Source organism: Microbacterium shaanxiense, assembly GCF_054779995.1.
This window is the reverse complement of record NZ_BAAGXE010000002.1, coordinates 520,692-546,977: the sequence shown is the minus strand read 5'-3', so window position 1 is coordinate 546,977 and position 26,286 is coordinate 520,692. Positions and strand designations below refer to the sequence as shown.

22 protein-coding genes are annotated in these 26,286 nt (G+C 68.4%); 11 read left to right on the top strand and 11 right to left on the bottom strand.

Translation table 11 applies throughout. From position 1 onward, the window contains the following. The first annotated feature begins 45 nt into the window (after nt 1-45). The 3 genes from ACYVG2_RS07550 (at nt 46) to ACYVG2_RS07540 (ending at nt 2,939) form a co-directional block, all read left to right on the top strand. The gene (locus ACYVG2_RS07550; protein WP_448966670.1) at nt 46-372 is read left to right on the top strand and encodes a GNAT family N-acetyltransferase; all 327 of its coding nucleotides are present in this window, start codon (nt 46-48) and stop codon (nt 370-372) included. Beyond that, a complete protein-coding gene (locus tag ACYVG2_RS07545) occupies nt 369-1,298 on the top strand; it encodes a pirin family protein (protein WP_460780400.1) in 930 nt (309 codons plus the stop codon). The genes ACYVG2_RS07550 and ACYVG2_RS07545 overlap by 4 nt, the downstream gene beginning before the upstream one ends. Before the next feature lie 72 nt (nt 1,299-1,370). Beyond that, nucleotides 1,371-2,939, top strand: coding sequence for an HNH endonuclease signature motif containing protein (locus ACYVG2_RS07540; protein WP_460780399.1), 1,569 nt, complete (start codon nt 1,371-1,373; stop codon nt 2,937-2,939). Nucleotides 2,940-3,093: 154 nt separating this feature from the next. Here ACYVG2_RS07540 and ACYVG2_RS07535 read toward each other — a convergent pair whose 3' ends face one another. The 7 genes from ACYVG2_RS07535 to ACYVG2_RS07505 all read right to left on the bottom strand — a co-directional run bounded on the left by ACYVG2_RS07535 (nt 3,094) and on the right by ACYVG2_RS07505 (nt 12,610). Further along, the gene (locus tag ACYVG2_RS07535) at nt 3,094-6,036 is read right to left on the bottom strand and encodes a S8 family serine peptidase (RefSeq protein ID WP_460780398.1); all 2,943 of its coding nucleotides are present in this window, start codon (nt 6,034-6,036) and stop codon (nt 3,094-3,096) included. Nucleotides 6,037-6,263: 227 nt separating this feature from the next. Further along, on the bottom strand, nt 6,264-7,721 hold the full coding sequence (locus tag ACYVG2_RS07530; protein ID WP_460780397.1) for a sodium/solute symporter: 1,458 nt from the start codon (nt 7,719-7,721) through the stop codon (nt 6,264-6,266). Continuing rightward, nucleotides 7,718-8,098, bottom strand: a complete 381-nt coding sequence (locus ACYVG2_RS07525; RefSeq protein WP_460780396.1) for a heavy metal transporter — start codon at nt 8,096-8,098, stop codon at nt 7,718-7,720. The genes ACYVG2_RS07530 and ACYVG2_RS07525 overlap by 4 nt, the downstream gene beginning before the upstream one ends. Next, on the bottom strand, nt 8,095-8,811 hold the full coding sequence (locus tag ACYVG2_RS07520) for a LytR/AlgR family response regulator transcription factor (protein ID WP_460780395.1): 717 nt from the start codon (nt 8,809-8,811) through the stop codon (nt 8,095-8,097). Before ACYVG2_RS07520 ends, ACYVG2_RS07525 begins: the two co-directional genes overlap by 4 nt. 14 nt (nt 8,812-8,825) lie before the next feature. Next, a complete protein-coding gene (locus ACYVG2_RS07515; protein ID WP_460780394.1) occupies nt 8,826-10,007 on the bottom strand; it encodes a sensor histidine kinase in 1,182 nt (393 codons plus the stop codon). 58 nt (nt 10,008-10,065) lie between these two features. After that, nucleotides 10,066-10,299 (bottom strand): YbdD/YjiX family protein, encoded by a 234-nt coding sequence (locus ACYVG2_RS07510; RefSeq protein ID WP_448966677.1) that lies wholly within the window; start codon nt 10,297-10,299, stop codon nt 10,066-10,068. A gap of 4 nt (nt 10,300-10,303) precedes the next feature. Then, the gene (locus ACYVG2_RS07505) at nt 10,304-12,610 is read right to left on the bottom strand and encodes a carbon starvation CstA family protein (RefSeq protein WP_448966678.1); all 2,307 of its coding nucleotides are present in this window, start codon (nt 12,608-12,610) and stop codon (nt 10,304-10,306) included. Nucleotides 12,611-12,781: 171 nt separating this feature from the next. Here ACYVG2_RS07505 and ACYVG2_RS07500 point away from each other — a divergent pair, with 171 nt between their 5' ends. From ACYVG2_RS07500 to ACYVG2_RS07480, 5 genes are all read left to right on the top strand, one after another. Then, nucleotides 12,782-13,324, top strand: a complete 543-nt coding sequence (locus ACYVG2_RS07500; RefSeq protein WP_460780393.1) for an ECF transporter S component — start codon at nt 12,782-12,784, stop codon at nt 13,322-13,324. Nucleotides 13,325-13,416: 92 nt separating this feature from the next. After that, entirely contained in the window at nt 13,417-15,144 is a 1,728-nt protein-coding gene (locus tag ACYVG2_RS07495; RefSeq protein ID WP_460780392.1) for an ABC transporter ATP-binding protein, read from the top strand. After that, nucleotides 15,141-15,959 (top strand): energy-coupling factor transporter transmembrane component T, encoded by an 819-nt coding sequence (locus ACYVG2_RS07490; RefSeq protein WP_460780391.1) that lies wholly within the window; start codon nt 15,141-15,143, stop codon nt 15,957-15,959. The genes ACYVG2_RS07495 and ACYVG2_RS07490 overlap by 4 nt, the downstream gene beginning before the upstream one ends. 10 nt (nt 15,960-15,969) lie before the next feature. Then, the gene (locus tag ACYVG2_RS07485) at nt 15,970-16,845 is read left to right on the top strand and encodes a siderophore-interacting protein (protein ID WP_460780390.1); all 876 of its coding nucleotides are present in this window, start codon (nt 15,970-15,972) and stop codon (nt 16,843-16,845) included. Next, nucleotides 16,842-17,399 (top strand): ECF transporter S component, encoded by a 558-nt coding sequence (locus ACYVG2_RS07480; protein ID WP_460780389.1) that lies wholly within the window; start codon nt 16,842-16,844, stop codon nt 17,397-17,399. The genes ACYVG2_RS07485 and ACYVG2_RS07480 overlap by 4 nt, the downstream gene beginning before the upstream one ends. 53 nt (nt 17,400-17,452) lie before the next feature. On the opposite strand, the gene ACYVG2_RS07475 is transcribed toward ACYVG2_RS07480, so the two are convergent. Both ACYVG2_RS07475 and ACYVG2_RS07470 read right to left on the bottom strand, forming a co-directional pair. Further along, entirely contained in the window at nt 17,453-18,616 is a 1,164-nt protein-coding gene (locus ACYVG2_RS07475; protein WP_460780388.1) for an acyl-CoA dehydrogenase family protein, read from the bottom strand. Between the two features lie 140 nt (nt 18,617-18,756). Further along, the gene (locus tag ACYVG2_RS07470; RefSeq protein WP_448966685.1) at nt 18,757-19,689 is read right to left on the bottom strand and encodes a M15 family metallopeptidase; all 933 of its coding nucleotides are present in this window, start codon (nt 19,687-19,689) and stop codon (nt 18,757-18,759) included. A gap of 65 nt (nt 19,690-19,754) precedes the next feature. On the opposite strand from ACYVG2_RS07470, the gene ACYVG2_RS07465 reads away from it, so the two are divergent. Genes ACYVG2_RS07465 through ACYVG2_RS07455 form a run of 3 tightly spaced genes read left to right on the top strand, consistent with a single transcriptional unit; the run spans nt 19,755 to nt 22,512 of the window. After that, nucleotides 19,755-20,816 (top strand): hydroxyacid dehydrogenase, encoded by a 1,062-nt coding sequence (locus ACYVG2_RS07465; RefSeq protein ID WP_460780386.1) that lies wholly within the window; start codon nt 19,755-19,757, stop codon nt 20,814-20,816. 55 nt (nt 20,817-20,871) lie between these two features. Continuing rightward, nucleotides 20,872-21,918 carry an Rv2578c family radical SAM protein gene (locus tag ACYVG2_RS07460; RefSeq protein ID WP_460780385.1) on the top strand — a complete coding sequence of 349 codons (1,047 nt, stop codon included), beginning with the start codon at nt 20,872-20,874 and terminating at the stop codon, nt 21,916-21,918. A gap of 54 nt (nt 21,919-21,972) precedes the next feature. Continuing rightward, the gene (locus ACYVG2_RS07455; protein WP_460780765.1) at nt 21,973-22,512 is read left to right on the top strand and encodes a YaeQ family protein; all 540 of its coding nucleotides are present in this window, start codon (nt 21,973-21,975) and stop codon (nt 22,510-22,512) included. A 17-nt stretch (nt 22,513-22,529) separates the two neighbouring features. Here ACYVG2_RS07455 and ACYVG2_RS07450 read toward each other — a convergent pair whose 3' ends face one another. Together ACYVG2_RS07450 and ACYVG2_RS07445 are read right to left on the bottom strand one after the other, a co-directional pair. Next, the gene (locus ACYVG2_RS07450; protein WP_460780384.1) at nt 22,530-23,675 is read right to left on the bottom strand and encodes a hypothetical protein; all 1,146 of its coding nucleotides are present in this window, start codon (nt 23,673-23,675) and stop codon (nt 22,530-22,532) included. A 138-nt stretch (nt 23,676-23,813) separates the two neighbouring features. Then, nucleotides 23,814-26,258 (bottom strand): DEAD/DEAH box helicase, encoded by a 2,445-nt coding sequence (locus ACYVG2_RS07445; protein ID WP_460780383.1) that lies wholly within the window; start codon nt 26,256-26,258, stop codon nt 23,814-23,816. Nucleotides 26,259-26,286 lie beyond the last annotated feature (28 nt).

Genomic DNA, 26,286 nt, shown 5'->3' with positions numbered 1-26,286 from the left:
GTCCTAGGGTGGGGATGACCAGCGGACAACGCGAAGGAGCAAACAATGACCGATGACACCACTGTCTCCCGCAACGACGACGCGTCTCGCTACGAGATCCGCGTCGGCGACACCCTCGCCGGTTTCGCCGAGTTCGATCACCGCCCGGGCGAGATCCGCTTCATCCACACCGAGGTCGACCCCGCGTTCCAGGGCAAGGGCCTGGCTTCGGTTCTCGCGGCGGGCGCACTGGCGGATGCCGCAGCATCCGACGACACGATCGTGCCGTACTGCCCCTACATCGCGAAGTACCTGAAGACGCACGAGGTCGAGGGCGCGGAGATCCGCTGGCCGCAGCTTCCGACCGACCCGACAGACGCCACCGGGCAATGATCGGCCAGCACTCCATCGCGCTCGAACCGCGCGAGGTGCCGCTCGGCGGGGTGCGCGGCATGAGCGTGCTGCGCACACTGCCGAACCGCGACCTGCCGACCGTCGGAGCCTGGTGCTTCCTCGACCGCTTCGGGCCGGGTCCGGTGAAGATGAGAGTCGAGCCGCACCCGCACATCGGGCTGCAGACCGTGACCTGGCCGCTCGTGGGCGACATGCGTCACCGCGACTCGGTGGACAGCGACGTGACGCTGAAGCGCGGGCAGCTGAACCTCATGACGGCGGGCGACGGCATCTCGCACTCGGAGTATTCGCTCGGCGAGGAGCCGATCCCGCTCGACGCGCTGCAGCTGTGGGTCGTGCTGCCGGAGTCGGCCAGGCACGGTGCTGGCGGGTTCGAGCAGCACACGTCCCTTCCCACGGTCGCTCTTCCGGCATCGTCCGGTCCGGATGCCGCGGCGACCATCGTGCTCGGCGAGTTCGCTGGGGTCCGCTCCCCCGCGACGGCCCACACGCCGATCGTCGGGGCCGAGATCGCGCTGCCGGCAGGGAGCACCGTCGCGCTGCCGCTCGATGAGGCGTGGGAGCACGCGGTCGTGCTCGTCGAGGGCGATGTCACGGTCGCCGGACGCCCGCAGGCGCGCAACGAGATGCTGTACCTCGGCGATGCACGGTCGGATGTCTCCGTCTCCAGCACTGAGGGTGCGCTGCTCTTCGTCCTCGGCGGCGAGCCGTTCGAGGAGGACCTCGTGATGTGGTGGAACTTCGCCGGCCGCACCCATGATGAGATCGCTCAGGCGCGTGCCGATTGGGAGACACCGGATGCCGCATCCGCTCGGTTCGGGCATGTGGTGGCCCACGGGTCGGAGCGGATCCCCGCTCCCGAGCTGCCGAACGTGAGGTTGAAGCCGCGGCGGCGGCAGATCTGAATGCGGGTAAAGAATCGAATATCGACCAGATATTCTCTTGCCTTATTCGAATCTATGTTCTAAGCTCGAAGTATGGCAACGATCAGCCCACCGCGACCGGCACCCGAGGAATCCCTCGTGCGTCAAGGCGCCCTGCTCGACGATTGGGTCGATGCGGGCAGGCAGATCGGTGCACTCGAAGCGCGCCGCGCTGAACTGTTGGCTGAACGGCTCGACCTGCTGGCACAGGAGCGTTCCTTGGAACCGGGCTCCGATGAGATCGCGTTCCGATCGATGTGCGCGGAGTATGCGGCCGCGGGGCATGTCCCGCCGTCGACGGTGGCGACGCACATCACGAGCGCGTGGGCATTGGCTCGCCTCTTCCCCGAGACCTTGGCGTCGTTGGCGGCCGGCGCGATCAGCAAGCGTCACGCAGATGCCATCGTCGCCGAGGCTCCGAACGTGAGCGGCCATCCGGATGCAGTACGCCTGCGCGGCGACTACGAACAGCAGGTTCTGCCCTTCGCGGAGCATGACACCGCTGCTCGCACCCGCACTCATGCCCGTGGCGTCGCGGTGACCGTGCATCCCGATGGGACGGCGGAGCAGCATCGCCGGGCACGCTCGGAGCGCAGTGTCACCGTCAGGTCAGACGGCGACGGCATGGCTGTGCTGACGGCGATCCTGCCCGAGCTCCTCGCGTATGCGATCCATGACCGGCTGACGGCGATGGCCGACGACGTCACCCAGGCGCGACCGGAGGGGCAGCGTCGGCCTCGCCGTTCCACGCTGGAGAAGATCCGGGCCGAGCGCGATGCCGCTCTCGCACAGCAGACCCCCTTCGACCCCGAGCCGCCGATCGATCTCGAGAACGAGTTCCGCGATTCGATGGCGAAGCCCGCACCGTGGGAAGCGCCGTCCGCCGAGCGGCCGACAGACGACGGCGATACCGTCCCGGCCGAAGATCAGCACTTCGACGACTTCATCGGTGATGAGGACTTCGATGACGCGACCGGCGACGACGACGCGTTCCACGACTCCACCCCGATGCACGACGGCTACGGCACCCTCGAACACGACACGCGCACCAAGGATCAGCTGCGCGCCGATATCCTGGCCGACCTTCTTCTGACGACGACGCCCACCAGCGTCACCACCACAGCGCTCGGATCCGTGAAGGCCACTGTTCAGATCACCATCAGCGCGTCGACGCTCGCGGGCGACGACGACGCGATGGCAGAACTCAACGGTCACGGGCCGATGACTCCTGACGCCGCGAGAATTCTCGCCGGTCGCACCGGCAGTTGGGACCGAGCGTTCCTCGACTCCAGAGGCATGGTCGTCGAGACCGACAACTACGTGCCCACTGCGGGAATGAAACGGTTCCTCCGCGCCCGCGACCAGCATTGCCGCTTCCCCGGGTGCCGGGCACCTGCGCATCGCTGCCAGATCGACCACAACCACGACCACGCCAAGGGCGGACCGACTGCACTGTGCAATCTGTGCCTGTTCTGCACCAGCCATCATCCGCTCAAGCATCCTGATGTCGATGCGCGCGATCGCTGGACGGCGAAGCAGCTCGCTGATGGCGTAATCCTCTGGACCAGTCCGCTCGGACGCACCTACACCGACGAAGCACCGCTGCGCGTGATGTTCGTGTGAGAGCTGGTCGTCGGCGGGCGAAGGGGCGTCCCGCGCATGTGCACGAGGCGCCCCTTCGCATCCGGGCAGTAGCTCTACCGGCGAGCAGCTCTACCGGCGAGCAGCTCTACCGGCGAGCAGCTCTACCGGGCAGTAGCTCTACGGCCCGAATTCCTTACTGTCCGGTGTCGACCGAGACGATCGTCCGCACGTCGGAGTCACCGTACTGCACGACGCCGAGGTATTCCGTGCCAGCCGCGAGGCCGCTCCAGCTGAGCTCATAGCTCGTCGACTGGCCCTGCGTCACCGGGATCGGGTTCGGCGTCGCCGTAAGCGCACCTTCGCCGCCCGGCGCGACGTTGGCGTAGGTCATGTCCCACGTCATCGGCCCGGTCGTCGAGTACACGTTCGCGACGACCAGGTACGTGCCCGCCGTCGGAGCCGGGAGCGTCACCTGCTCATCGGCCGACGCCGACGCCGACTGCCACCGCTCGTAGTAGCGCAGATCATCGGGTGCCACCACGCGGTACACCGTCAGGTCGAGGTCGCTGCCCTCGTCGTCCGACGAATCGAGATCGAACCTCGACAGCGACGTTCCCTCCGGAACGTCCACGACCCACGCGACATCCTTGTTCGCATCTCCCGAGTTCTCGTCACCCGAGTGACCCTCGACGGGGTTGGCGGGATCCGCGAGCAGCTGGAACGGCGTCAGACCTGCGAGGTTGAGCGGCAGCTCGCCGTCCAGCCCCGGTGTGATCTCGACCGTTGTGCTGCCGTCCACGCCGGTTCCCGTCACCTCGGCCGGAGCATCCGCCGTCACGGGGAACACCACGATCGGCGTGCGCACCGAGTTCGACTCGCTCGACCAGGTGAGCGATCCCGTCGTCCACTGCTCGACCGGAGCGCTCTCGTTGTCGAAGGTGACCGTGTAGGTCGCGGTCTCTCCCGCACCGCCGAAGCTGAGCGTCGACGGCTCGACGGTCGCGCTCACGCCGGGAACGTCGATGCTGGCCGTGAACGTTCCGGCCTCCGTCGACGTCACCGTGCGCGTGATCGTCTGCGCGCTGGCGAGGGTGCCGATCGAGATCGACGCGATGTTGAGATCGCTGCCGTCGATCGGCTCGATGCCTTCGAACTCTGCGAGCCCCTTGCCCTCGATGAACGCCGCCCAGTCGGTCACGTCATTCAGGTACAGCATCCCCGGGTCGAAGAAGCGCGACGGATCGACCTGCCCTGCACCCTGCGCGAACGGATCGGTGTTCGCCGAACCGTCTGCGTTCACGGTGTCGTACGCGGTGGTCATCATCGCGGACTTCACCTCTGCGGGCGTCGCGTTCGGACGCTCACCGAGATACAGCGCACCGAGACCGGCGATGTGCGGCGACGCCATCGACGTGCCGGACAGGATGCCGAACGTCGGCTCGTCCTTGCTGCCGCTGTTCGTCGCCGCGAGGATCGCCACGCCAGGAGCCGCGATGTCGGGCTTCATGACATCACTGCCGTCGGCGTGCACCGGGCCGCGGCTGGAGAACCCGGCGATCTGAGGCACCGGGGTGACCTCGTCCGTGGTGTTCTCGCCGATCAGCGAGATCGGCTGGTCGACGCCGCCCTGGACGTACGCCAGCACCGCCTCGCGATGCACGGAGGAGAGGTGCACGGTCGGCACGACGTGGAAGTCGTTGTCGAGCGAGTCCGCCTCACCGGGGACGTTCACGAGCACCATGCCGATGCCGCCGGCGTCCTTCACGACCTGCGACTTCTCCGCCCGCGCGTTGCCGCCGCGATCGCAGACGACGATGTGCCCCGACACCTTCGCGGGGTCGAGCGTGCCGGGGAGGCACAGACGAGGATCGACCGCACCGGCGACCGCGGCATCAGCGGCGTAGATCGACGGGCCGGTCACGGTCTCGCCGAACGGCACCGAGACGGATGCACCGGCCTGGGTGAATCCGTCGAAGACGACCGTGCCCTCCCAGGTCGGGATCGTGGATGCCGCGACCGAGGTGTACCAGGGCGAGGCGTGGTCGGTGGTGACGGCATCCGGGCCGTCGTTGCCCGCGCTCACCGCGACGAACACGCCTGCGGCAGCCGCGTTCAGGAAGGCGATGTCGTCCGGCGCGAGCACGGTGGTGGCCGCTCCCCCGCCGATCGAGTAGTTGATCACGTCGACGCCGTCGGCGACGGCCTGGTCGATCGCGGAGATGAGGTCGCTGAGCGCGCAGATGTCGTCGTCGGTGACCGCGGCATCCGGACCGACGTAGCAGGCCTTGTACGCCGCGACCTTGGCCGCCGGTGCCACACCCGAGATCGTGCCGAGCCCGACGCCGTTCACGGCGGCGTCGACCCCGAAGGCGCCTGCCGCCGTGCTGGCGGTGTGCGAACCGTGGCCGTCTCCGTCACGCGGTGAGAGGTAGTCGTACTGGAAGTCGAATCCAGCCGCCGTCGCGCCGGCCGAGAAGTACTGCCCGCCGATCAGCTTGGTCGAGTAGTCGTGCTTGTCCCAGTCCTGGCCCTGCACGATCGCTCCGCGGAACTGACCGCCGTCTGACTTGTCGAAGTACACGTACGAACCGTCGCTGTACGCGTCGCCGCCGCTCTGCTTCTGCTTCTTGAGCTTGTCGCCCGCGAATGACGGATGCTCTGGGGCGATGCCCGTGTCGATCACGCCGACCACGACGCCCTCACCGGCGTGATCCACGCCCCCGGTCTCCTCCCAGACCCCGCCGGCACCCGCGCTGTCGTCGCCGAGTCCCAGGAAGTCCGTGGAGGTCTGCGCGTCGGGATGGCGCACCTCGTCAGGGAACACCCCGAGCACGTCCTTCGACGAGCGCAGCGCGTCGACCTGGTCGCCGGTGAGCTCGGCGCTGAAGCCGTTGAGCGTCACCTGGTACGTGGCGTCCGGCGTGATTCCACCGGCCTGCGCGAGCTTGCGCTGCTCGTTCTTCAGATGCGCGATGTACTTCTGCGAGTCCTGCGAATGAGCGTCGAGCTGGTTGCCAGGCTTCGGCTTCGTGCTGCGCAGCCCCTTCGTGTCTCCTTCGTAGGTGGCGAGCGGATCGGCCTTCATCATGACGATGTAATGACCTGGAGTGCCCTCCACGGGTGCGGGATGTGTCACCCCCTCGACGCTTGCGAAACTGGCAGTTGCCGAGGATCCGATGACGACTGCGGCCACTGTGACGGCCATCGCCAATCGGAAGGGTGATCGACCCATGTGTCTCTCCGATGGTTGGTGAGCTGCGGCGGCATTGCCGCACCGTCGATCAACTTAGCGCTCAGATCACTCGTGCACCAGATGTCGATTCCGAGAGCGATCTGCGATATATGGACGCTGCACGACTCGGGTCAGGCGCGCTCCGGCGTGTGCAGCCGCCCGAGGTAGCGATCCGCCCGTGAAGGCGCTCCACGGGTGTCCATGAGCGAGACCACGACCGTCACGGCGGTCGCCAGCGGAACCGTCCACGCGGCCGGATGCGCGAGGAACGGCGCGGCTGCGCCCACCCCGCCGATCGCGGTGTGGATCAGCAGCGACAGCGCGCAGGCGACGCCGCCCGTGGTCATGCCGGCGATGGCACCCCGCGCCGTGAGCCCCCGCCACCACACTCCGAGCAGCACGATGGGAGAGAGCATGGATGCCGCGAACACGAACACCATCCCGACGCTGGAGCCGAGACCCTCCGGCACGGTCAGCAGCGCCACCACGAGCGGCACCGCTGTGCACAGCACCGCCGACAGTCGGAACGATCGCACGGATCCCGAGAACACGTCCTGGCTGACGACCCCGGCCAAAGACACGACGAGGCCGGCGGACGTCGCGAGGAACGCGGCGAACGCGCCGGCGACGATGAGTGCGGTCAGAAGCTCGCCGAACAGCCCGGGGAAGACCCTCGACGGCAGCACGAAGGCCACGGTGTCGGCGACTCCCGGTGCCGCGAGATCGGGGGCGACGATTCGGGAGATCAGTCCCATCGCACTGGAGACCGCGTAGAAGGCGCTCACCATCACGATCACCAGCACCGTCGTGCGCCGAGCCGAGACGCCGGTCGGGCTCGTGTAGAACCGCACCAGCACGTGCGGCAGCCCCATCGTCCCCAGCAGCAGCGCCACCATGAGCGACGCCGTCTCGTACGCGTCGAAGCCGGAAGGACCTGCGGATGCCGGGAAGATCACGACCGGATCGATCTCGTGCGGCCCGCCGGTCAGCGCGAACGCGATGCAGAACAGCGGCACCAGCAGCGCGAACAGCTTCAGCCAGTACTGGAACGCCTGCACATACGTGATCGCCCGCATGCCGCCGGCGGCGACGGATGCTGCGACCAGCACGGCGATCGCGACCTCGCCGATCCACTGCGGCAGACCAGCCACGACCATGAGCGTGATGCCGGCGCCGTGCAACTGCGGCACGATGTACAGCCAGCCGATCACGAGTACGGCGATGCTCGTCACGCGCCGCGCCCTGACCGATTCCAGCCGCGCCTCGATGAAATCGGGGATGGTGTAGGCCCCGCTGCGGCGAAGCGGCGCCGCGACGAAGACGAGCACCAGCAGATATCCGGCGGCATAGCCGATCGGGAACCAGAAGCCGCGCGCACCCTCGAGCAGCACCAGTCCTGACAGGCCGAGGAACGTGCCGGCGGAAAGGTACTCTCCGCTGATCGCCGAGGCGTTCCACACCGGCCTGACGGTGCGCGACGCAACGAAGAAGTCGCCGGTCGTGCGCGACACCCTCAGACCGTAGACGCCGATGAGCAGCGTCGCGATCACGACGAGTGCGATGCCGAGCAGGTCGAACACGGGGTTCATCCGCGCTCCCTCAGCGCACGATACGCCCGTTCGTTGCGCGCGGCGCCGCGCGCGTAGAGCAGGGCGAACACGATGATGATGGGATAGAACGCGAACGCGTGCAGCAGCCACGACAGCGGCAGCCCCGCGATCACGAGCCGATCGATCTCGGGCACGAGCGCGATCACGAGGGTCAGCACCGCTGCGACCACGACGAATCCTGCGACCGTTCCCAGGGCGAGTCGCAGCTGGCTGCGCCTCAGGGCGCGGGCGTACACGGCATCCGCGTCGTCGGCCGGCGTGCCGGGAAGAGCGATCCCATGGGTGTGATCATGGTCGTGCGCACGGCGGTCGTCCGCGCTCACGCGCACGCGACGAGGCGGATGCTGCGCGGTCATCTGGGCGCTCCGCGCACCAGCGCCTCGCGCACGGCGGGCAGGAGCCGCCTGCTCACGGGAAGCACGACCGCTCCGACCACCACAGAGGGCTCGCCTCCGGACAGTCGTGCCTCATCGATCGCGGCGACGGCGGCCAGGTACGAGCGATGCACCCTGACGAATCCGGCATCGGCCCATCGCTGTTCCAGCTCCGAGATCGGGATGCGCACCAGGTGCCCCATGTCGTCCGCGGTGTGCAGACGCGAGTAGTCGCCCTGTGCCTGCACCCAGCGCACGTCGCTGCGATGCACGAAGCGCACGCTGGAGCCCACCGTCACCGAGAGCACCTCGTCGTCCGACGGCGCGGCGGTTCCTCCCAGTTCCAGCACGCGGTCGACGGCGCGGATCAACCGGTCGGCCCTGACCGGCTTGAGCAGGTAGTCCGCCGCACGCACATCGAATGCATCGACGGCGCGGGCATCGTCCGCCGTGACGAAGACGACAGCGGGAGGAGTCGCCAACGACCCCAGCGAACGCGCGAGCTCCATGCCGGAGAGGCCGGGCATGTGGATGTCGAGGAATGCGATCGACACGGCCTGCGCGGACAGCATCCTCAGAACCTCCGCGCCGGAACTCGCCGTCAGGATCTCACCGATGCGATCATCACGGCGCAGCAGATGCGTCAGCTCGTCGAGAGCAGGATGCTCGTCATCGGCGACGAGGACATCGATCATGTCGTCCCTCCCGCTCAGTCGCGCCCCGGGTCGTGCAGCGGCTGCGACTTCGGGATGCGCATCCGCACCAGCGTACCTTCGCCTGGATTCGTCTCCACGACCAGCCCGCCCTCGCGCCCGTACATCTGCCGCAGTCTGGTGTCGACGTTGCGCAGCCCGACGTGGGCACCGTCGTCGGCGGCCGTCAGCAGTGTGCGCAGCGAATCGGGATCCATGCCGACGCCGTCGTCCTCGACGGTGATCTCGGTGTGCGTGCCGTCATCGATCGCCTCGATCCGGATCGTGCCGCCGCCCTCGCCTGGCTCCAGCCCGTGCCGCACCGCATTCTCGACGAGCGGCTGCACGGACAGGAACGGGATGACGGTCGCCAGCGCCTCGGGCGCGATGCGCAGCGTCACCTCGAGCCTGTCGCCGAAGCGCGCCCTCTCCAGCGTCAGGTAGGAGTGGATGCTGCGCAGCTCTTCCGCCAGCGTCGTGAACTCGCCCTGACGGCGGAACGAGTAGCGGGTGAAGTCGGCGAACTCGAGGACGAGCTCGCGCGCCCGCTCCGGATCGGCGTGGATGAAGGACGCCACGGCGGTCAGCGCGTTGTAGATGAAGTGCGGCGAGATCTGGGCGCGCAGCGACCGCAGCTCCGCCTCGGCGAGCGCCGTACGAGACGCGTCCAGTCCGCCCAGCTCCACCTGCGCCGCGCACCAGTCTGCGACCTCCCCTGTCGCCCGCACGAGCGCCGCCCGCACGGGTGCCGCGAACGCCACGACCACGCCGGCGACCTGTCCGTCGACGACGATCGGTGCGCCGACGGCCTCCAGATCCTCGCCGTCGGGATGCGGGAACACCTGCCTCCGGCCGGACTCCTGCACGCGCTCGGCGATGCGCAGCGCCGAGCCCTTGAGCGCGTCGTCCGCACCGTCGATCGCGACCGCGCCGTCGACCCCCACGATCGCGACGGCGTTGCTGCCGAGGAGTGTGCGGAAGTGCCTGGCGGCGCGAACGACGTCCGGTGCGCTCAGTCCTGCGCGCAGATGCCGCGCCGCCAGGCTGGCGTGGTGCATCGCCGCGTACGACGCCTGCTCCGCCGCGCTGCCCAGGTCGGCGTTGCCGCGTGCGAGGCGCCAGGCGAGCAGCAGCAGCACCGTGAGCACGACCCCGCCGATCACGCCGAGGGCGGCGGCGAGCACCACGGATCCGGTCATGGCATCAGCCTAGGACGACGGCGAAACCGGCACTGCTGCCGAGCGCGGCGCCACGCGCTCAGCAGCAGCGTGCTCCGGGGTTGCGGTCCTGCTCGTCCATCCGGTCGCGCCAGAACTCCCGCTCCGTCATCGGCTTCTCATCCGGATGCCTGCGCCGGTGATGCGCGAGATACGTCTCATAGGCGCTGTCGCCCATGAGGTTGCGCATGTACCAGCGGATGCCGCGACCGGCACGCAGCGCCAATGCACCGGCCGCCCTCAGGCCGGTCGCAGCATCCGACTGGATCGTCATGAGATCAGTGTCCCTTGCGGTGGGCGTTGGCGCGGAGCTCTTCGTTCACGATCGGCTCCCACTGCTTCTCGAGCTCGCGCTCGTCGGATGTCGGAAGGAACCCCGCCGGCGCGTAGCGGCGCGAGACCACTGCGGCATCCTCGGTGTTCTCGCCGCCGCCGCGCCGCAGCGCCTTGATGGCGACGATGACGGCCATGATCATCACGACGATCGCGAGGACGACGAAGATGATCGACAGCGTGCCCTGCACCGCGGTGTTGCGGATGACCGCCTCCACGGTCGCCGGCTCACCGAGGCTCGTGTCGCCCGCCTCCTGAGCCGCGCGGTACTTGAAGTGATTCGCCCAGTAGCCGATCTGCGGCACCGGAGAGAAGATCTTGTACAGCGAGGCGGTGATGGTGATCACAGCCGTGAACGCCAGCGGCAGCGCCACGATCCACAGCCACTTCACGTAGCTCTTGCCCCGCTTGGCGACGATCGCCAGCACCACGGCGAGCGCGATCGCGGCGAGCAGCTGGTTGGCGATGCCGAACAGCGGGAAGAACGTGTTGATGCCGCCGAGCGGATCGGTCACTCCGAGGATGAGGATGTACCCCCACCCGGCGACCATGATGGCGGTCGTGATCCACACACCGGGGCGCCAGGAGACGTCGCGGAACTTGGGGAACCAGGCGCCGATCGTGTCCTGGAGCATGAAGCGGGCGACGCGGGTGCCTGCGTCCACCGCGGTGAGGATGAACAGCGCCTCGAACATGATCGCGAAGTGGTACCAGAACGCCATCAGTGCCTGACCGCCGAGCGCCTGCTGCATGATGTGCGCGAGGCCCAGTGCCAGCGTCGGGGCGCCACCCGTGCGCGACACGATCGACTCCTCGCCGACATCCGCAGCGGTACCGGTGAGCATCTCAGGTGTCAGGTTCACCCCGGTCAGCCCGAGCGAGTTCACGAAGGCGACCGCTCCCTCGACCGTGCCGCCGGTGAGTGCAGCGGGCGAGTTCATCGCGAAGTAGATGCCCTGATCGATCGAGATCGCGGCGACCAGCGCCATGATCGCGACGAACGATTCCATGAGCATGCCGCCGTAGCCGATGAAGCGGGTCTGCCGCTCCTTCTCGATGAGCTTGGGCGTCGTGCCCGAGGCGATCAGCGCGTGGAATCCCGACAGAGCGCCGCACGCGATCGTGACGAACAGGAACGGGAACAGTGCTCCGGAGAACACCGGGCCGAGGCCGTTCTCGCCGAAGACCGTGAGGGCCGGAACCGAGATCTCGGGGCGCACCAGCACGATGGCGCCGGCGAGCATGACGATCACGCCGATCTTCATGAAGGTCGACAGGTAGTCGCGGGGAGCGAGCAGCAGCCAGACCGGGAGGATCGCGGCGATGAAGCCGTAGATGATGATGCCCCACGCGATCGTCGTCGTGTCGAGGTGGAACAGCGCCTGTCCCCACTCGGTGTTCGAGACCCAGCCGCCGCCGATGATCGCCGCCATCAGCAGCACGAAGCCGATGATCGAGACCTCGGTGACCTTTCCGGGGCGGAGGAACCGCAGGTAGACGCCCATGAAGAGCGCGATCGGGATGGTCATGCCGACCGAGAACACGCCCCACGGGCTCTCGCCGAGCGCGTTCACCACGACGAGCGCGAGGATCGCGACGATGATGATCATGATGAGCAGCGCGGCGATGATCGCGGCAGTGCCGCCGATCTTCCCGAGCTCCTGACGCGCCATCTGACCGATCGTGCGGCCGCCGCGGCGCATGGAGAAGAAGAGCACCAGGTAGTCCTGCACAGCGCCGGCGAGCACGACGCCGACGATGATCCAGATGGTTCCGGGCAGGTAGCCCATCTGCGCGGCCAGCACGGGGCCGACCAGCGGACCGGCGCCCGCGATCGCGGCGAAGTGGTGACCGTACAGCACGCGCCGGTCGGTGGGGACGTAGTCCTTGCCGTCCTGCTTGACCTCGGCGGGCGTCGCGCGCCTGTCATCGGGGCGCGTGATGAAGCGCTCGATGACCTTGGAGTAGAAGCGGTACCCGATCAGGTACGTGCAGACGGCGGCGAACACGAACCAGATCGCGTTGACCGTCTCGCCCCTGACGATGGCGAGCATCGTCCAGGCGATGCCTCCGAGCAGCGCGATGGCCACCCAGAGCACGATCTTCGGCCAGGTCCAGCGGCCCGCCTTGTCGTGCTGCTCCTCCGTGAGCGCCACGGGTGGAAGGTCGGGGTCCTGGATGAGCTCCGGCTCATCGACGGTGGGGGCGCCGCCTGCGGTGTTCGCTGGGCGGCGCGACGAAGGTGATGACATGGCTGCTCCTTGTGTGCGCGTCATTGCGTTTCCCCACGCTAGAGGCGCAGCATCCGCCGTCCCGATCGTTTCGGGACCGGATGCGACGAGCGGCACGGTCGAGGCGACGAGCGGCGCATCTCACCGTTCCCTGCGCGGCCGGTGCCGCCCCTGCGCAAGTAGGCTGAGGACGTGGCGCGAACCCCTCTCCTGTCGACCAGAGTGCTGCTGGTCTGCGCGGCCATCGGCGTCGCGACCGGCATCGTCGGCGGGATCGCGGGGGTACTGACGCCGTTCGTGCTCTTCACCGCTCCGTACGCGTACGGCCTGCTGCTGGGCGCCCACGTGCTGCCGGGGATCATCGCGCAGGAGGTGCTGCGCCAGCCGCTCGTCGCACTGATCACCCACGTGATCGCCGCGCTGGTCTCCAGCGCCTTCAACCCGGCCTGGGCGCTGCGCTTCATCGGCACCGCGCTGCTGTTCGGCGCGATCCAGGAGGGCGTGGCCGCCCTCACCCGCTACCGGGCCTGGGGGGCATGGCGCTTCTTCATCTCTGCGACCGCGATCGGCATCATCGTCGCGGTCGTCGTGTTCTTCGTCGCGCACCTGGGCTCGCTGCCGCTGTGGGCGCAGATCGCCTACCTCGTGCTCTCATTGCTCGGTCCGATCGCCTGGACCGCACTCGGGCTCGCGGTGGGATCCGCCCTGGGTCGAGCGGGCGTCTCCCGCCGCTGAGCGCCTCCGGCCGAGCACGGATGCGCCGATGGCGATTCAGGTAAGGCTCAGCTAAGTTAGAAGGGTCCGTTCCACCGACCCGGGGTTCCGCCGTGCGCTCATCCGCGCCCCTTCTCCGCGTGCGTGATCTCACCCTCACCCACGCCGATGCCGCGCACCCTTCACCGAGCGATGTGAGCTTCGACATCGCACCGGGTGAGGTCGTACTGCTGCTCGGTCCGTCTGGGTCGGGCAAGTCGACGCTCACGCTCGCACTGAACGGCCTGATCCCCCACGCGCTGCCCGCGACCATGACCGGCGCGGTCGAAGCCGGCGGGATCGACAGCGCGCACGCCTCGACCGCCACGCTCAGCACGCACGTCGCGATGGTGTTCCAGGATCCGGATGCCCAGATCGTGACCGGCACCGTGTACGACGAGGTTGCCTTCGGACCGGAGAACCTGCTGCTGCCCCTGGACGAGGTGCGCGCACGCGCAGAGGACGCCCTGAGCCGCGTCGGATTGTGGCAGCGTCGCGACGAGAACCCCGATCGTCTCTCCGGCGGCGGTCGTCAACGCCTGGCGATCGCCTGCGCCCTCGCGATGGGATCGCCCCTCCTCGTGCTCGACGAGCCGACGGCCAACCTCGACCCGCAGGGTATCGACGACGTCTACGCCGCACTCGCCGAGGTCGTCGCGGCGGGTGACCGCGCGATCCTGCTCGTCGAGCACAACCTCGACGCCGCCATGGAATTCGTGACGCGCACGATCGTGCTCGATCAGGCGGGCACAGTCGCGTTCGACGGTTCGGTCGACGAGATCCTCCGCGGGCACACGGAAGAACTCGTCGCGATGGGCGTGTGGCTGCCGGCCGCGACGTTGACGGCACGGATGCTGCGCGAGCGCGGCATCCTGTCTCACGATGCGCCGCTGCCGCTGACACCGGAGGAACTGGCCGCCGCGCTGCCCGCCGGCGGCGCACACTTGCAAGCCGGAAACACACCTGTCAGCCAAGAAACCGCGTTCTCCACTGACATCCGTGATCTGCACCGACATCTGTCCCCGCCGCCGTCTGACGCGCACACCCTCATCCGCGCCCGCGGGCTCACGGTCACGCGCGGAAGACGCGAGATCCTGCACAGCGTGGACCTCGACATCGAGGCCGGCAGCCTGACGGCGATCGTCGGCGCGAACGGTGCGGGCAAGACCACCCTCATCCAGGCCCTCGCCGGGGTCGTTCCTCCGCGAAAGCGCCAGGTGGACGTCGACGGGCTCGATCCCGCCACGGCGTCGCCGCGCGATCTCGCCGCACGGATCGGCTTCGTGTTCCAGAACCCGGAGCACCAGTTCATCGCGCACACCGTCTTCGACGAGCTCGCGCACGGGCTGCGCCTGCGCCACGTGAGCGAGGCGGAGATCGCGCACCGCGTGCGGCAGATGCTCGGTCGGTTCGGGCTGGAGCACAAGGCGGATGTGCATCCGTTCCTCCTCTCGGGCGGCGAGAAGCGACGGCTGTCGGTCGGCACCGCACTGATCACCGGCCCCCGCGTGCTCGCGCTCGACGAGCCGACATTCGGGCAGGATCGCGCGCGCGCTGCGGAGCTGCTCGCCCTGCTCGACGCACTGCGCCGCGAAGGCACGACCATCGTGATCGTCACGCACGATCTGCAGCTGGTCGCAGAACATGCGACGCACACCGTCGTACTCGCGGACGGACGCGTGCACGCCAAAGGTCGCACAGACGAGCTCTTCCGCGATGAGCACGTCTTCACCACCGCCGGGCTGCGACTGCCCGCGCTGCAGCGCGTCCTCGCCGCCCACGCAGGGACGACGGCGTCATGAGCACCGCAGTCGTCAACCCGTACGCCTCGATGGTCGCCAGATCGCGGCGCGAGTTCCTGTACGCGTTGAACCCGCTGGCGAAGGTCGCCGCTGTCGCGCCGGCGATGATCCTGCTGGTCTTCGTGCGCGACCTCGCCACGCCCGCCGCCTTCCTCGTGCTCGCGTATGCGCTGATCCTGGTCGGCGCGCGGCTGACCTGGCGCCTCCTGCTGCTTCTGCTCGTCGTGATACCGGTCGCCATGCTCGTGATCGGCATCGGCTTCTCGCTGTGGGTGGATGCCGCCCTCGTCGACGACACCGCACCGTTCCTGCGCATCGGCGGCTGGACCCTCTTCACCGGCGCGCTGGAGGTCGGGTTCGCCACCGCGCTGCGGCTCGGCGCCATCGCCGCACTCGCGCTGGTGGGCGGACTCACCACGAGCGGACCCGACCTGGTGCGGGCGAGCATCCAGCAGCTGCGGGTGCCGTACCGCGTCGGCTACACGGCTCTCGCCGCCTTCCGGTTCGTGCCGAGGTTCGGGCACGAGCTCAGCGTGATCCGCGCCGCGCACCGCGTGCGCGGGCATCACGGCGGTCGCGGCCCGTTCGCGCGCATCGCCAGGGGCTGGGGGTACATCGTGCCACTGCTCGCCGGCGCGATCCGCCACGCCGAACGCGTCGCCCTGGCCATGGATGCCCGCGCCTTCGGCGCGCATCCCACCCGCACCGAACGACATCTCGTGCCCTTCCGCACGCGCGACGTCGTGTTCATCGTCCTGCTGCTCGCAGCATCCGCCACGATCTTCATCGTGCTCTTCCCCTGGCAACCCGCCTGAAAGGCATCCCATGGCATTCAGCAAGATGGTCAAGCCCGAGACGACCGAGCTCCTGCACCTCGAAGTGCTGCGCAGCGAAAGGCTCGCACCGCATTGGATGCGCATCACGCTGGGCGGAGGCGAGATCTCCACGTTCCGCCCGATGGGGTACGACCAGTGGTTCCGGCTGTTCATCCCCGTGGGCGGTGAAGCGGGTCTCGAACGCGTGCCTGCGAAGGCGCACAAGATGTTCGGTTACCTGAAGTTCCTGCGCATCCCCGACGGCGAGCGCCCCGTGATGCGCAACTACTCGGTGCGCGCGTACCGCCCGGCTACCGGGGATCGCGGCGCCGAGATCGACGTCGACTTCGTGCTGCACGGCTCAGCTGCCGAGGGGACCGCCGGACCGGCCTCCCGCTGGGCGGAGACCTGCGAGCCGGGCGAGCACGTGCTCATCATCGACGAGGGGCTCACGTTCAACCCCGAGCGCGGCACGGATCATGTCGTCCTCGTCGGAGACGAGACCGCGCTGCCCGCCATCGCCTCGATCTGCGCGTCTCTGCCTTCCACAGCCGAGGGTGCGGCCATCATCGAGGTGCCCTCCGCCGACGATGCACTGGAGTTCGAGCATCCGTCCGGCGTCTCGATCGAGTGGATCACACGCCCGAATGAGACGACGCCCGGCGTGCTCGCACTCGCCGCACTGCGCGAGGCGACGCTGCCGATCGAGCCGTTCCACGCGTACGCCGCAGGTGAGCAGGCACTCGCGTCCGGCGTGCGCAAGCAGCTGGTCGGCGAACGCGGTGTCGACAAGAACAGCGTGAGCTTCTGCGGCTACTGGAAGATCGGCGCCTCCTCGCCCGCATCCAAGGCCGCGCGCGAAGCCGCAGCGGAGCCGGTGTCGTGAGCGAGGCGCGAAGCGCTCGACGCCCCGGCATCTCGACATCGCTGCTGCTCACCTGCGCCGCTCTCGGCGTCGCCGGTGGTCTTCTGCTCGCACCGGCGAACTGGCTCTCGACCGTGCTCCTGGGACTCGGCTCACCGATCCTCTCCGTCGCGATCACCGGATTGTGGGTGCTCCCGTCGGTGATCGCCCTTCGCCTGCTGCGCACGCCGCTCGTCGGAATCCTCGTCGGCGTGATCGCCGGGCTCGTGATCGTGCCGTTCTCGGGCTACGGATTCATGAGCGTCGTGACGAACGCATCATGGGCGCTGTTCGCCGAGCTGCCGTTCCTGCTCGTGCTGTGGCGCTTCTGGAAGACCTGGATGCACTACGCCGGCGCCGCGGTGCTCGGTGTCGTGTACCCGCTGTTCTCGTGGACGTTCTTCAACATGGCGTCGCAGCCTCTGTGGGCGCAGGTCTTCTTCTTCGTCGCGGCTCTGGCGAGCTGCCTCGGCGCCACGGCCCTCGGCATCCTCATCGCCGATCGCCTGCGCACGGCAGGGGTCGGACGGCGCTGAGACGACGAAACCGTCCGTCCCCACTGCGGTGACGGACGGTTTCGCAACGCGTGTCAGCGCTTGCCGGCGATCTGGCGTCCGACGAGGTCGCGCATGATCTCGTTCGTGCCGCCGTAGATGCGGTGCACGCGGGCGTCGGTGAAGGCGCGGGCGATCGGATACTCCATGATGTAGCCGTAGCCGCCGTGCAGCTGCACGCCGGTGTCGAGCACCTCCCACTCGCGCTCGGTCGCCCAGAACTTGACCTTCGCCGCATCCTCAGCGGTGAGCTTCTTGTCCTTGTAGGCGCGCAGCGCCTGGTCGATGTACGCCCACATCACCTCGGTGGTGGTGACCATGTCGGCGAGCCGGAATCGCGTGTTCTGGAAGTCGGCGATGCGCTCGCCGAAGGCCTCGCGGTCCTTCGTGTAGGCGATGGTCCAGTTGGTCGCCGCCTCGGCGGCGGCAGCGGCGGCGACACCGATCGAGAGGCGCTCGAGCGGCAGGTTCATCATGAGCTGGATGAAGCCCTGCCCCTCCTTGCCGCTGATGAGGTTCTCTTCGGGAACGAAGACGTCGGTGAAGCTGAGCTCGGCGGTGTCCCACCCGTGGAAGCCCATCTTGCTGAGCTTCTTGCCCTGGTCGAAGCCCTCCATCCCCTTCTCGAGGATGAGTAGGCTGAACGCGTCGGGGCGGTTGCCCTCGCCGGTCTTCACGAAGGTGACGACCATGTCGGCCGTCGTCCCGGACGAGATGAACGTCTTCGCGCCGTTGACGATGTAGCCGCCGTCGATCTTCTTCGCGTTGGTCTTGATGCCGCGGAGGTCGGAACCAGCACCGGGGTCGGTCATCGCGAGCGCGCCGAGCACCTCACCCGTGGCCATACGAGGAAGCCACTTCTCCTTCTGCTCCTGCGTGCCCATGTGCACGAGGTACGGAACGGCGAGGTCGTCCTGGATGCCGAAGGCCCCGGCCAGCGAACCGGCACCGGAGGCGATGACCTCTTCCATCACGATCGTGCGGAAGCGGTAGTCCTGCAGCATGCCGGCGCCGCCGAACTCCTCAGGCACGGAAAGCCCGATGAGCCCGGCCTCGCCTGCGGCGAGCATGGTCTCGCGGTCGATCTCGCCCGCGGCATCCCACCTCTCGATGCTCTCATTGCTGACGTGGCGCTTGACGAAGTCCTTCACCAGGTCGCGGAATGCCTCGTGGTCTTCTTCGTAGATGTCGCGTTCCATGCCGTCCTCCCGAACGTGTCAGTGCGTCGTTGCTCCCGCGATTCTAGGGCGGAGAGCGGATGCCGCGACAGCGCGTTGTGAGAATGCATCCCACCGCGCGTGGGACTGCGTACCGCGTTTGTGGGATGCCACAGAACGGGTCAGTGCGCGTAGTCGGGGGCCGCGGGCAGACCGAAGAACTCCTCGAGCGTGTGGAAGCCGCCCTCGTGATACGCGGAGGCGAGCTGAGGGCCGACGTAGCGGAGGTGCCACGGCTCGGGCATGTACCCGGTGCGGTCGCTCGCGCCGTTCTCGTATCGCACGACGTAGCCGTGCTCCCAGGCGTGCTCCTGTACCCATGCGGCCTGCGCCGTGCTGCCGAACGCGTCGATGTCGCCGCAGCCGTCGTCGCACGCGACGACATCCACTGCCAGACCGGTCTGATGCTCGCTGAATCCCGCACGCGCGGAGCCCCGGTCGGCGCCTGCGACACCTTCAGAAGCGACGAAGCCGGAATAGGTGGACACCTGCAGGTCGTACGAGCGGTAGCCGTTGTTGATCCCGATGGCTCCGGCACCCGACGCATCGACCCCGTCGGCGAGGGCGCTCAGGGCGTCGCGCGCATCCGTGCGCAGCCGGTCGGATGAGGTCGTCGCCGCGAGGTCGACCTCGGAGAGCGATGCCGGCTCGAAGTCCAACGGCTCGATCGGCCGCGCCTTGTTGACGACGAGCCAGAGCCTGGCAGGGTCACTGAGCGAGATGCAGGGCGCGTTCCCGGCGACGACGGCCTCCCGGAAAGCCGCACCTCCACCGAATGCCGTGATCGCCGCTTCATCATCGCCGACCGCGAGCGCGTCGACGACGGCGGCGTCAGCGCACGGATCGGACGCCACGACTCCTCCGAGATCGACGGGAGGCAACTGGGCCGCGACGACCGGCATGGGAGGGGGCGGGAGCTCGGCTTCTGCCGCGGCCGGGGCGTCCGCGATCGCCCACAGGACGCCGAGCGCCGTCACCGCCAGTCCGACGGGCAACGCGATGGTCAGCACACGGGACGGGCGCGACGCATGCCGGGGGTGATGCGCGCCGCTCATGCCTCCATTCTGCCGTGATCTGCGCCGAGAGCCGCATCCGTTCCGTCGCGGGTGGTTGATATGTTGTGAGTCTCGAGCGCGAAGACGGCATCGATGCCGTCCGCTCAGCCGACTTCGAAGGTGCAGCGAACCTCGAGAGGGAGCACATCATCCGCCCGTCCGCAGTCTTCCTGATGAATCCGGCATCCCTCGTCGCCGACCTCTTCACTTCCGCCATGCTCGATGAGCTGCAGACCCTCGTGGACATCGATCCGTCCTCGGTGGTGTCGCGGACCGAGGAGGCGGTCGAGCAGCTGCAGCACGCCGAGATCGCGATCGGGGGCTGGGGCGCACCACGGCTCTCGCCGCACGATGCACCCGCCCTGCGCGGACTCGTCTACCTCGGCGGCGTCGCGGCCCTGTGCCTCGATGACCCCTCCGCGTGGGCGCGGCGAGGGCTCCTCGCCGCGAACGCCCGTTCCATCAACGCGAGTCCCGTCGCCGAATTCGCCCTGGCGATGATCCTGCTCGACGGCAAGGATTCGTTCGCCGCGGAACGCGCCTATCGCGAGCACCCGGAGGCGCCGGCCGCAGCCCGAAGCGGAGTGGCCGGCAACCATCGGCGCACGATCGGCATCGTCGGCCTGTCCCAGGTCGCGCGCCTGCTCGTCGCACGTCTGCGGACCTTCGATTTCGACATCGTCGCGTTCAGTCCCGAGCTGACGCCGGAGCTCGCCACCGAGGTCGGAGTGCGCGCCGCGACGCTCGCCGAGGTGATGACGCAGAGCGATGTCGTCTCGCTGCACCAGCCGTTGATACCGGCGACAGTGGGGCAGATCGATGCGCGGATGCTGTCGCTCATGCGCGACGGAGCGACTCTGCTGAACACCGCGCGCGGCGCCGTCGTCGACCAGGAGGCCCTCGTCGGAGAGCTGCGCACGGGGCGCATCCGCGCGATCCTCGATGTCACCGATCCCGAGCCGCTGCCGCCCGAGCACGAGCTCTGGTCGCTGCCGAACGCCGTTCTCACGCCGCACATCGCTGGATCGCTGGGAGGCGAGCTGCACCGCATGGGCGAGAACGCCGTGGACGAGGTTCGCCGGTTCGTGGCCGGGGAGCCCTTCCGGTACCCCGAACCACTGGGATAGTACTTCTCTTCGAATCCTACTTGACTTAACCTCGCGCATTTGTTCGAATGAATGCATGCGGTGGCAGGGACAGACGATCGATGACGCGGACGACGCTGCGCTGCCCGGCCTGGAGAATCGCACCGGAATCGTCCGCTCCGTGACGACGCCCGAGTTCGCGGGAATGACCTTCCATGAGGTGCTCGCACGCTCGGCGCTCAACAAGGTCCCCGCCGGGTCGCGGATGCCGTTCAGCTGGACGATCAACCCGTATCGCGGATGCAGTCATGCGTGCACGTATTGTTTCGCCCGCGGCACGCACGAGTACCTCGATCTCGACGGCGGAGGCGACTTCGATTCGCAGATCGTCGTGAAGACGAACGTCGCCGAGGTGCTCGCGAAAGAGCTGAAGCGCGGCAGCTGGCAGCACGAGAGCGTCGCGCTGGGCACGAACACCGATCCATATCAGCGCGCAGAGGGCCGCTACAAGCTGATGCCGGACATCATCCGCGCACTCGCCGAGTCCGCGACGCCGTTCTCGATCCTCACCAAGGGAACGCTAATCCGACGCGACATCCCGCTGCTGGTGGATGCGGCGGCGCACGTGCCGATCGACATCCAGATGTCGATCGCGATGTACGACGACACGCTGCAGCACTCGATCGAGCCGGGCACACCGAGCACGCAGGCGCGACTCGACACGGTGCGCGCACTGACGGATGCGGGGTTCCGCGTCGGCGTCTTCCTGATGCCGGTGCTCCCCCATCTCACCGACTCGGTCGCGGCCGTCGATCACGCACTTCACCGCATCGCCGAGACCGGGGCCGATCATGTCATCTACGGCGCACTGCACCTTCGCGCAGGGGTCAAACCCTGGTTCATGCAGTGGCTGCAGCGCGAGCACCCTGAGCTCATGTCGTCGTACCGAGGGCTCTATCCCGGCGCAGCATCCGAGGCGCCGAAACCGTATCGTCAGTGGCTGGCCAAGCGCGTGCGTCCGCTCATCCGCGCGCACGGGCTCGATGCCCGCCACTCGGACGACGCGTATCCGAGCCGACGGCTCACCCGACCGGCCACGGTCCGCCCGACCTTCGTGGAACCGGCGGCACCGACCCTGTTCTGACGGGCGTCGATTCGCGGTCAACGCCGGCTGCCTCGACGCGTAGGCTCGATGACTATGGCAATCGGCGCGATGATCCACACCTTCACGGTGCAGCTGGCAGACATGGATCGCGGTGTCTACGACGAGCTCGCGCTCCGCGTCGCGCGGCATCCGTCCGAGACAGACGCGTACATGCTCACCCGCACACTCGCGTACTGCCTCGAGTACGCCGAGGGCATCGCGTTCAGTGCCGGCATCTCGTCGACCGAGGAGCCAGCGGTGATCATCCGCGACATGACGGGCACGATCACCGCCTGGATCGAGGTCGGAGCCCCTGCCGCCGAGCGTCTGCACTACGGCAGCAAGCTCGCAGGCCGGGTCGCGGTCTACACGCATCGCGACCCGCTCAAGGTCATCGCCCCGTGGGCAGGCAAGCGCATCCACGACGCAGAGTCGATCAGGGTGTTCAGCTTCGATCCCGGCTTCATCGACGCCGCGACCACCTCGCTCGAGCGCCGCAACACCATGACGCTGACCGTGACCGAGCAGCAGCTGTATCTCGACCTGAACGGCACCACGCTGAGCTCGACGGTGCACGAGCACGCTATCGTCTGAGCCGGCGGCGCGGACGTTCAGCCGGCAGTCGGCGGTCGCTGCATCCTCGGGAACTCGTCGAACGTCGTGAACCGTGACGCCGGGCCGCCGAACCGTCCCGGCATCCAGTCGAGGATGTGCACGCTCGTCCCCATTCCGCCCATCTTCACTGTGGTGCGGGCGCCGGCCTCGCGCAGCGCTGCCTTCAACCCGATCCCGTCGTGATCGTCGGCGTAGCCCGTCCAGGTGACCACATCGACCTCGAGACCGAACTCGTCCGTGTGCGTGACCTCGACGCCGGCGCATCTCGCGAGTTCGTCGCGGCTCAGCCACAGCTGCGGCGCCGACCGGGAGGTCTTCTGATTCACCGCGATCCAGTCGACCGGCGGCAGCAGCGTGGGAAAGTAGCCGGGCGTCCACACCGCATATGAGCGCAACTGTCCCTCGGCCTCGTCGTACGACCATCGAGGTGAGGCGCACGCGGCGCCGACGCCCCGGAACGTGTAGGTGCCGATGTCGTCGTACTGCAGCATCGGCCCGAAGCGCCGTTCGAGTTCCAGCTGCCTGGCGCGCAGCGAGAGCGGATACCAGGGCGAGTCCGTTCCCGGGTCCCATCGCTCGAGTGACGCGCCTCCCTCTGCCGACGCCACGATGCGCAACGGCACCGGCGACAGCCCGCGGGGGTCGGCCGCCAGGCACTCGGCCAGCGCGACACCGAAGAAGTGCACGAGGTCGTCCTGCGCCGAGCCGGCGAGCAGCAGGGTGTTCGCGGTCGGCGCCGCCACGAGCAGCTCTCCGTCTACTTCGGACTCGAACCGCAGGAGAACGTCGGGGACGGCGAGGAATCCCGCAGCCCGTGGGACATCGATCCGCAGCCCTGCGAAGTGCTTCGCAGGTTCGGCGGGAACGGCTGATGCCGACATGTTCGCGAGTGCGCGCGAGTACGACTCCTGGAACGTGAGCCCGTCGACGGTGTCGCCGTTCGCGAAGGCGTTCCGCCGGATCTTCTGCCCACGGCCCGTCAGCCACGCCGTCATCAGGGGAGCAGGATCAGGCACGACGCCGTCGCGCGCGGCGTACTCGCTGTACGCGCCTGTCGCGCCGACGGCGAGACCGAGCTCATCGGGTTCCCACGCGGTCGGTTCGGTCGAGAGGACGACATCAGAGCCCTGTTTGTCTGCCACGCGGCGAGGCTACCACCGCCGTCCGTCGGCGTCGTGGCATCGGCACGGTTCACAACTCCTCACGAATGACGCAGAAGGGCCCCGGATCTTGCATCCGGGGCCCTTCGCCTCATGTTCTTCGAGGAGTTGTGAACCCTGTTATCGGGTGATCTCGTCGTTGCTGGGCATGCGCCCGGTGATCTCCTCGATGATGTCGTCACCGATACGAGCGGACTCGAACGGTGCGTCGATCTCGGCGCGACCCAGCAGCTCGGTCATGCGACGCTGACGCTGACGCGTGATCAGCGTGACGACGCGACCCGCGCGGCCTGCACGGCCGGTGCGACCCGAGCGGTGCATGTAGGTCTTGTACTCGTCCGGCGCATCCGCCTGGATCACCAGGTCGATGTCATCGACGTGGATGCCGCGAGCAGCGACGTCGGTGGCGACCAGAACCGACACGCGCCCCGAGGTCATGCGCTCGAGGTTGCGCGTGCGCTTGGCCTGGTTGAGGTCACCGTGCAGCGCGGCCGCAGGGATGCCGGCGTCGTCGAACTGCTCGGCCAGGGTCTCCGCGTATGCGCGGGTGCGGGCGAAGACAAGAGTCTTGCCTGCACGGTCGACCATCGAGGTGAGGATCTCGGCCTTGTCGCGGTGCTCGATCACGAGCACGCGGTGGTCGATCGTTCCGGAGCCCTGGTCTTCACCCGAGACTTCGTAGACTGCAGGATCCACGAGGAACTCGTCGACCAGCGCAGCGACCTCGCGGTCGAGCGTCGCCGAGAACAGCAGCTTCTGGCTGCCCTCCTGGGTGTGGCGCAGAATGCGCTGCACCGGCTCGACGAAGCCGAGCTCGCACATGTGGTCGGCCTCGTCGAGCACCGCGATGCGGCAGTCCGAGAGGTCGAGCTTGCGCTGCTTGATGAGGTCCTCGATGCGTCCGGGCGTTCCGATCACGATGTCGACGCCCTTCATCAGCGCGCCGACCTGGCGCCCCTGCGGGACACCGCCGTAGATCTGCGTGGTGAACAGGCCCACGCTGCGAGCGATCGGCTGGATCGTGCGGTCGATCTGCAGCGCGAGCTCACGCGTCGGGGCGAGGATGATCGCACGAGGCTTGCGGCCGTACTCGCGACGCTTGCCCGCCTGCGACTTCAGCACGCGCTCGACGAGCGGGGCGCCGAAGGCGATGGTCTTGCCGGAGCCGGTGCGGCCACGGCCGAGCACGTCGCGACCCTCGAGGATCGACGGGATCGTCGCGGCCTGGATCGGGAACGGCGCTTCCGCACCCAGATTGCTCAGCACCTCGACGATGTTCGAGCCGATGCCGAGATCGGCGAACGTGACGCCCTCGACCTCCGGCGCGGCCACGGTCTTCGCCTCGAGACGCTCGTGGACGACGTCCTCGGTGGGCTCGAACGGTGCAGCCGATGTCTTGTTCCAGTCGTCACGGCTCGCGCGCGGCTCGCTGCGGCGGTCGTCACGACGAGGGCCGCGGTCGTCGCGGCGGGGTCCGCGGTCGTCACGGCGGGCGTCGTCACGGCGCGGACGGTCGCCCTGGTTCCGCGAACCGGATGCCGCGCCTGCAGCGTCACGACGGGGACGCTCGCTGTCGACACGGGGACGGTCCTCGTAACGCGGTCGGCCATCGTCGCGACCGCGGTCGTCACGACGCGGGCGGTCGTCGTTGAAGCGGGGACGCTCGGTGGACCGGTCGCTGTTGAAGCGAGGGCGGTCGTTGTCATAGCGGGGGCGGTCGCCACCGCGGTCGCTGTTGTACCGGGGGCGATCGTTGTCGTACCGAGGGCGCTCAGCGCCGCGGTCGCTGTTGAAACGCGGACGGTCGCCGGAGAACCGGCTGCCTGCCGACGCACCCGCATCGCGGCGCGGGCGATCGCTCTGGCCACCGCGGTCGTCGCGGCGGGGACGATCGTCATTGAAGCGCGGACGCTCTGCCGACCGGTCGCTGTTGAATCGCGGACGGTCGTTGTCGTACCGGGGACGCTCGGCGCCGCGGCCGTTCGGACGATCGCTGTCGAAACGGGGGCGCTCAGCGCCGCGGTCGCTGTTGAATCGCGGACGGTCACCCTGGTAGCGGGAACCGGTCGATGAGCCGGCATCGCGACGCGGACGCTCATCCTGGCGTCCACGATCATCGCGGCGCGGACGGTCGTCGTTGAACCGAGGACGCTCAGCTCCACGGTCGCTCTTGTAGCGCGGACGGTCATCGTCGAAACGACGCCCATCGGTGCGGGGACGCTCGCTCTGGTGATGCGGCGCCTCGCGGCGACCGGACTCGGCACGATTGCGGATGCCGCGGGCCTCGTCGCGACCGGCACGCTCCTGGTCGCTCCAACGACGCTTCGGGGCACCGCTCTCGGCCTCGGCCGGACGGTATCCGCGGTGACCCGCGCTCTTGCTGCCTGGGCGGCGGTCGGCACCGGCCGACGAGCGGCTCGAAGCGGAGCGCTGTGCACCGGCATCCGAACGCCCGCCCTCAGGGCGACCGGCGTGACGGTCGTGGAACGAGGTCTTGTTCGCGCCGTAGCGCGGCTCGAAGTTGCGGGAGGGCCTGCCGCCCTGGGGCTTCTTGTTCTTGGGCATGGGTGTGTCCTTCTGGGTTCTGCACGTG

Coding starts and splice junctions, on each gene's coding strand:
- ACYVG2_RS07550 (WP_448966670.1), top strand. CDS start 46: ATGACCGATGACACCACTGTCTCCCGCAACGACGACGCGTCTCGCTAC.
- ACYVG2_RS07545 (WP_460780400.1), top strand. CDS start 369: ATGATCGGCCAGCACTCCATCGCGCTCGAACCGCGCGAGGTGCCGCTC.
- ACYVG2_RS07540 (WP_460780399.1), top strand. CDS start 1,371: ATGGCAACGATCAGCCCACCGCGACCGGCACCCGAGGAATCCCTCGTG.
- ACYVG2_RS07530 (WP_460780397.1), bottom strand. CDS start 7,721: ATGAACCCCGTGTTCGACCTGCTCGGCATCGCACTCGTCGTGATCGCG.
- ACYVG2_RS07525 (WP_460780396.1), bottom strand. CDS start 8,098: ATGACCGCGCAGCATCCGCCTCGTCGCGTGCGCGTGAGCGCGGACGAC.
- ACYVG2_RS07520 (WP_460780395.1), bottom strand. CDS start 8,811: ATGATCGATGTCCTCGTCGCCGATGACGAGCATCCTGCTCTCGACGAG.
- ACYVG2_RS07515 (WP_460780394.1), bottom strand. CDS start 10,007: ATGACCGGATCCGTGGTGCTCGCCGCCGCCCTCGGCGTGATCGGCGGG.
- ACYVG2_RS07510 (WP_448966677.1), bottom strand. CDS start 10,299: ATGACGATCCAGTCGGATGCTGCGACCGGCCTGAGGGCGGCCGGTGCA.
- ACYVG2_RS07505 (WP_448966678.1), bottom strand. CDS start 12,610: ATGTCATCACCTTCGTCGCGCCGCCCAGCGAACACCGCAGGCGGCGCC.
- ACYVG2_RS07490 (WP_460780391.1), top strand. CDS start 15,141: ATGAGCACCGCAGTCGTCAACCCGTACGCCTCGATGGTCGCCAGATCG.
- ACYVG2_RS07485 (WP_460780390.1), top strand. CDS start 15,970: ATGGCATTCAGCAAGATGGTCAAGCCCGAGACGACCGAGCTCCTGCAC.
- ACYVG2_RS07475 (WP_460780388.1), bottom strand. CDS start 18,616: ATGGAACGCGACATCTACGAAGAAGACCACGAGGCATTCCGCGACCTG.
- ACYVG2_RS07470 (WP_448966685.1), bottom strand. CDS start 19,689: ATGAGCGGCGCGCATCACCCCCGGCATGCGTCGCGCCCGTCCCGTGTG.
- ACYVG2_RS07460 (WP_460780385.1), top strand. CDS start 20,872: ATGCGGTGGCAGGGACAGACGATCGATGACGCGGACGACGCTGCGCTG.
- ACYVG2_RS07455 (WP_460780765.1), top strand. CDS start 21,973: ATGGCAATCGGCGCGATGATCCACACCTTCACGGTGCAGCTGGCAGAC.
- ACYVG2_RS07445 (WP_460780383.1), bottom strand. CDS start 26,258: ATGCCCAAGAACAAGAAGCCCCAGGGCGGCAGGCCCTCCCGCAACTTC.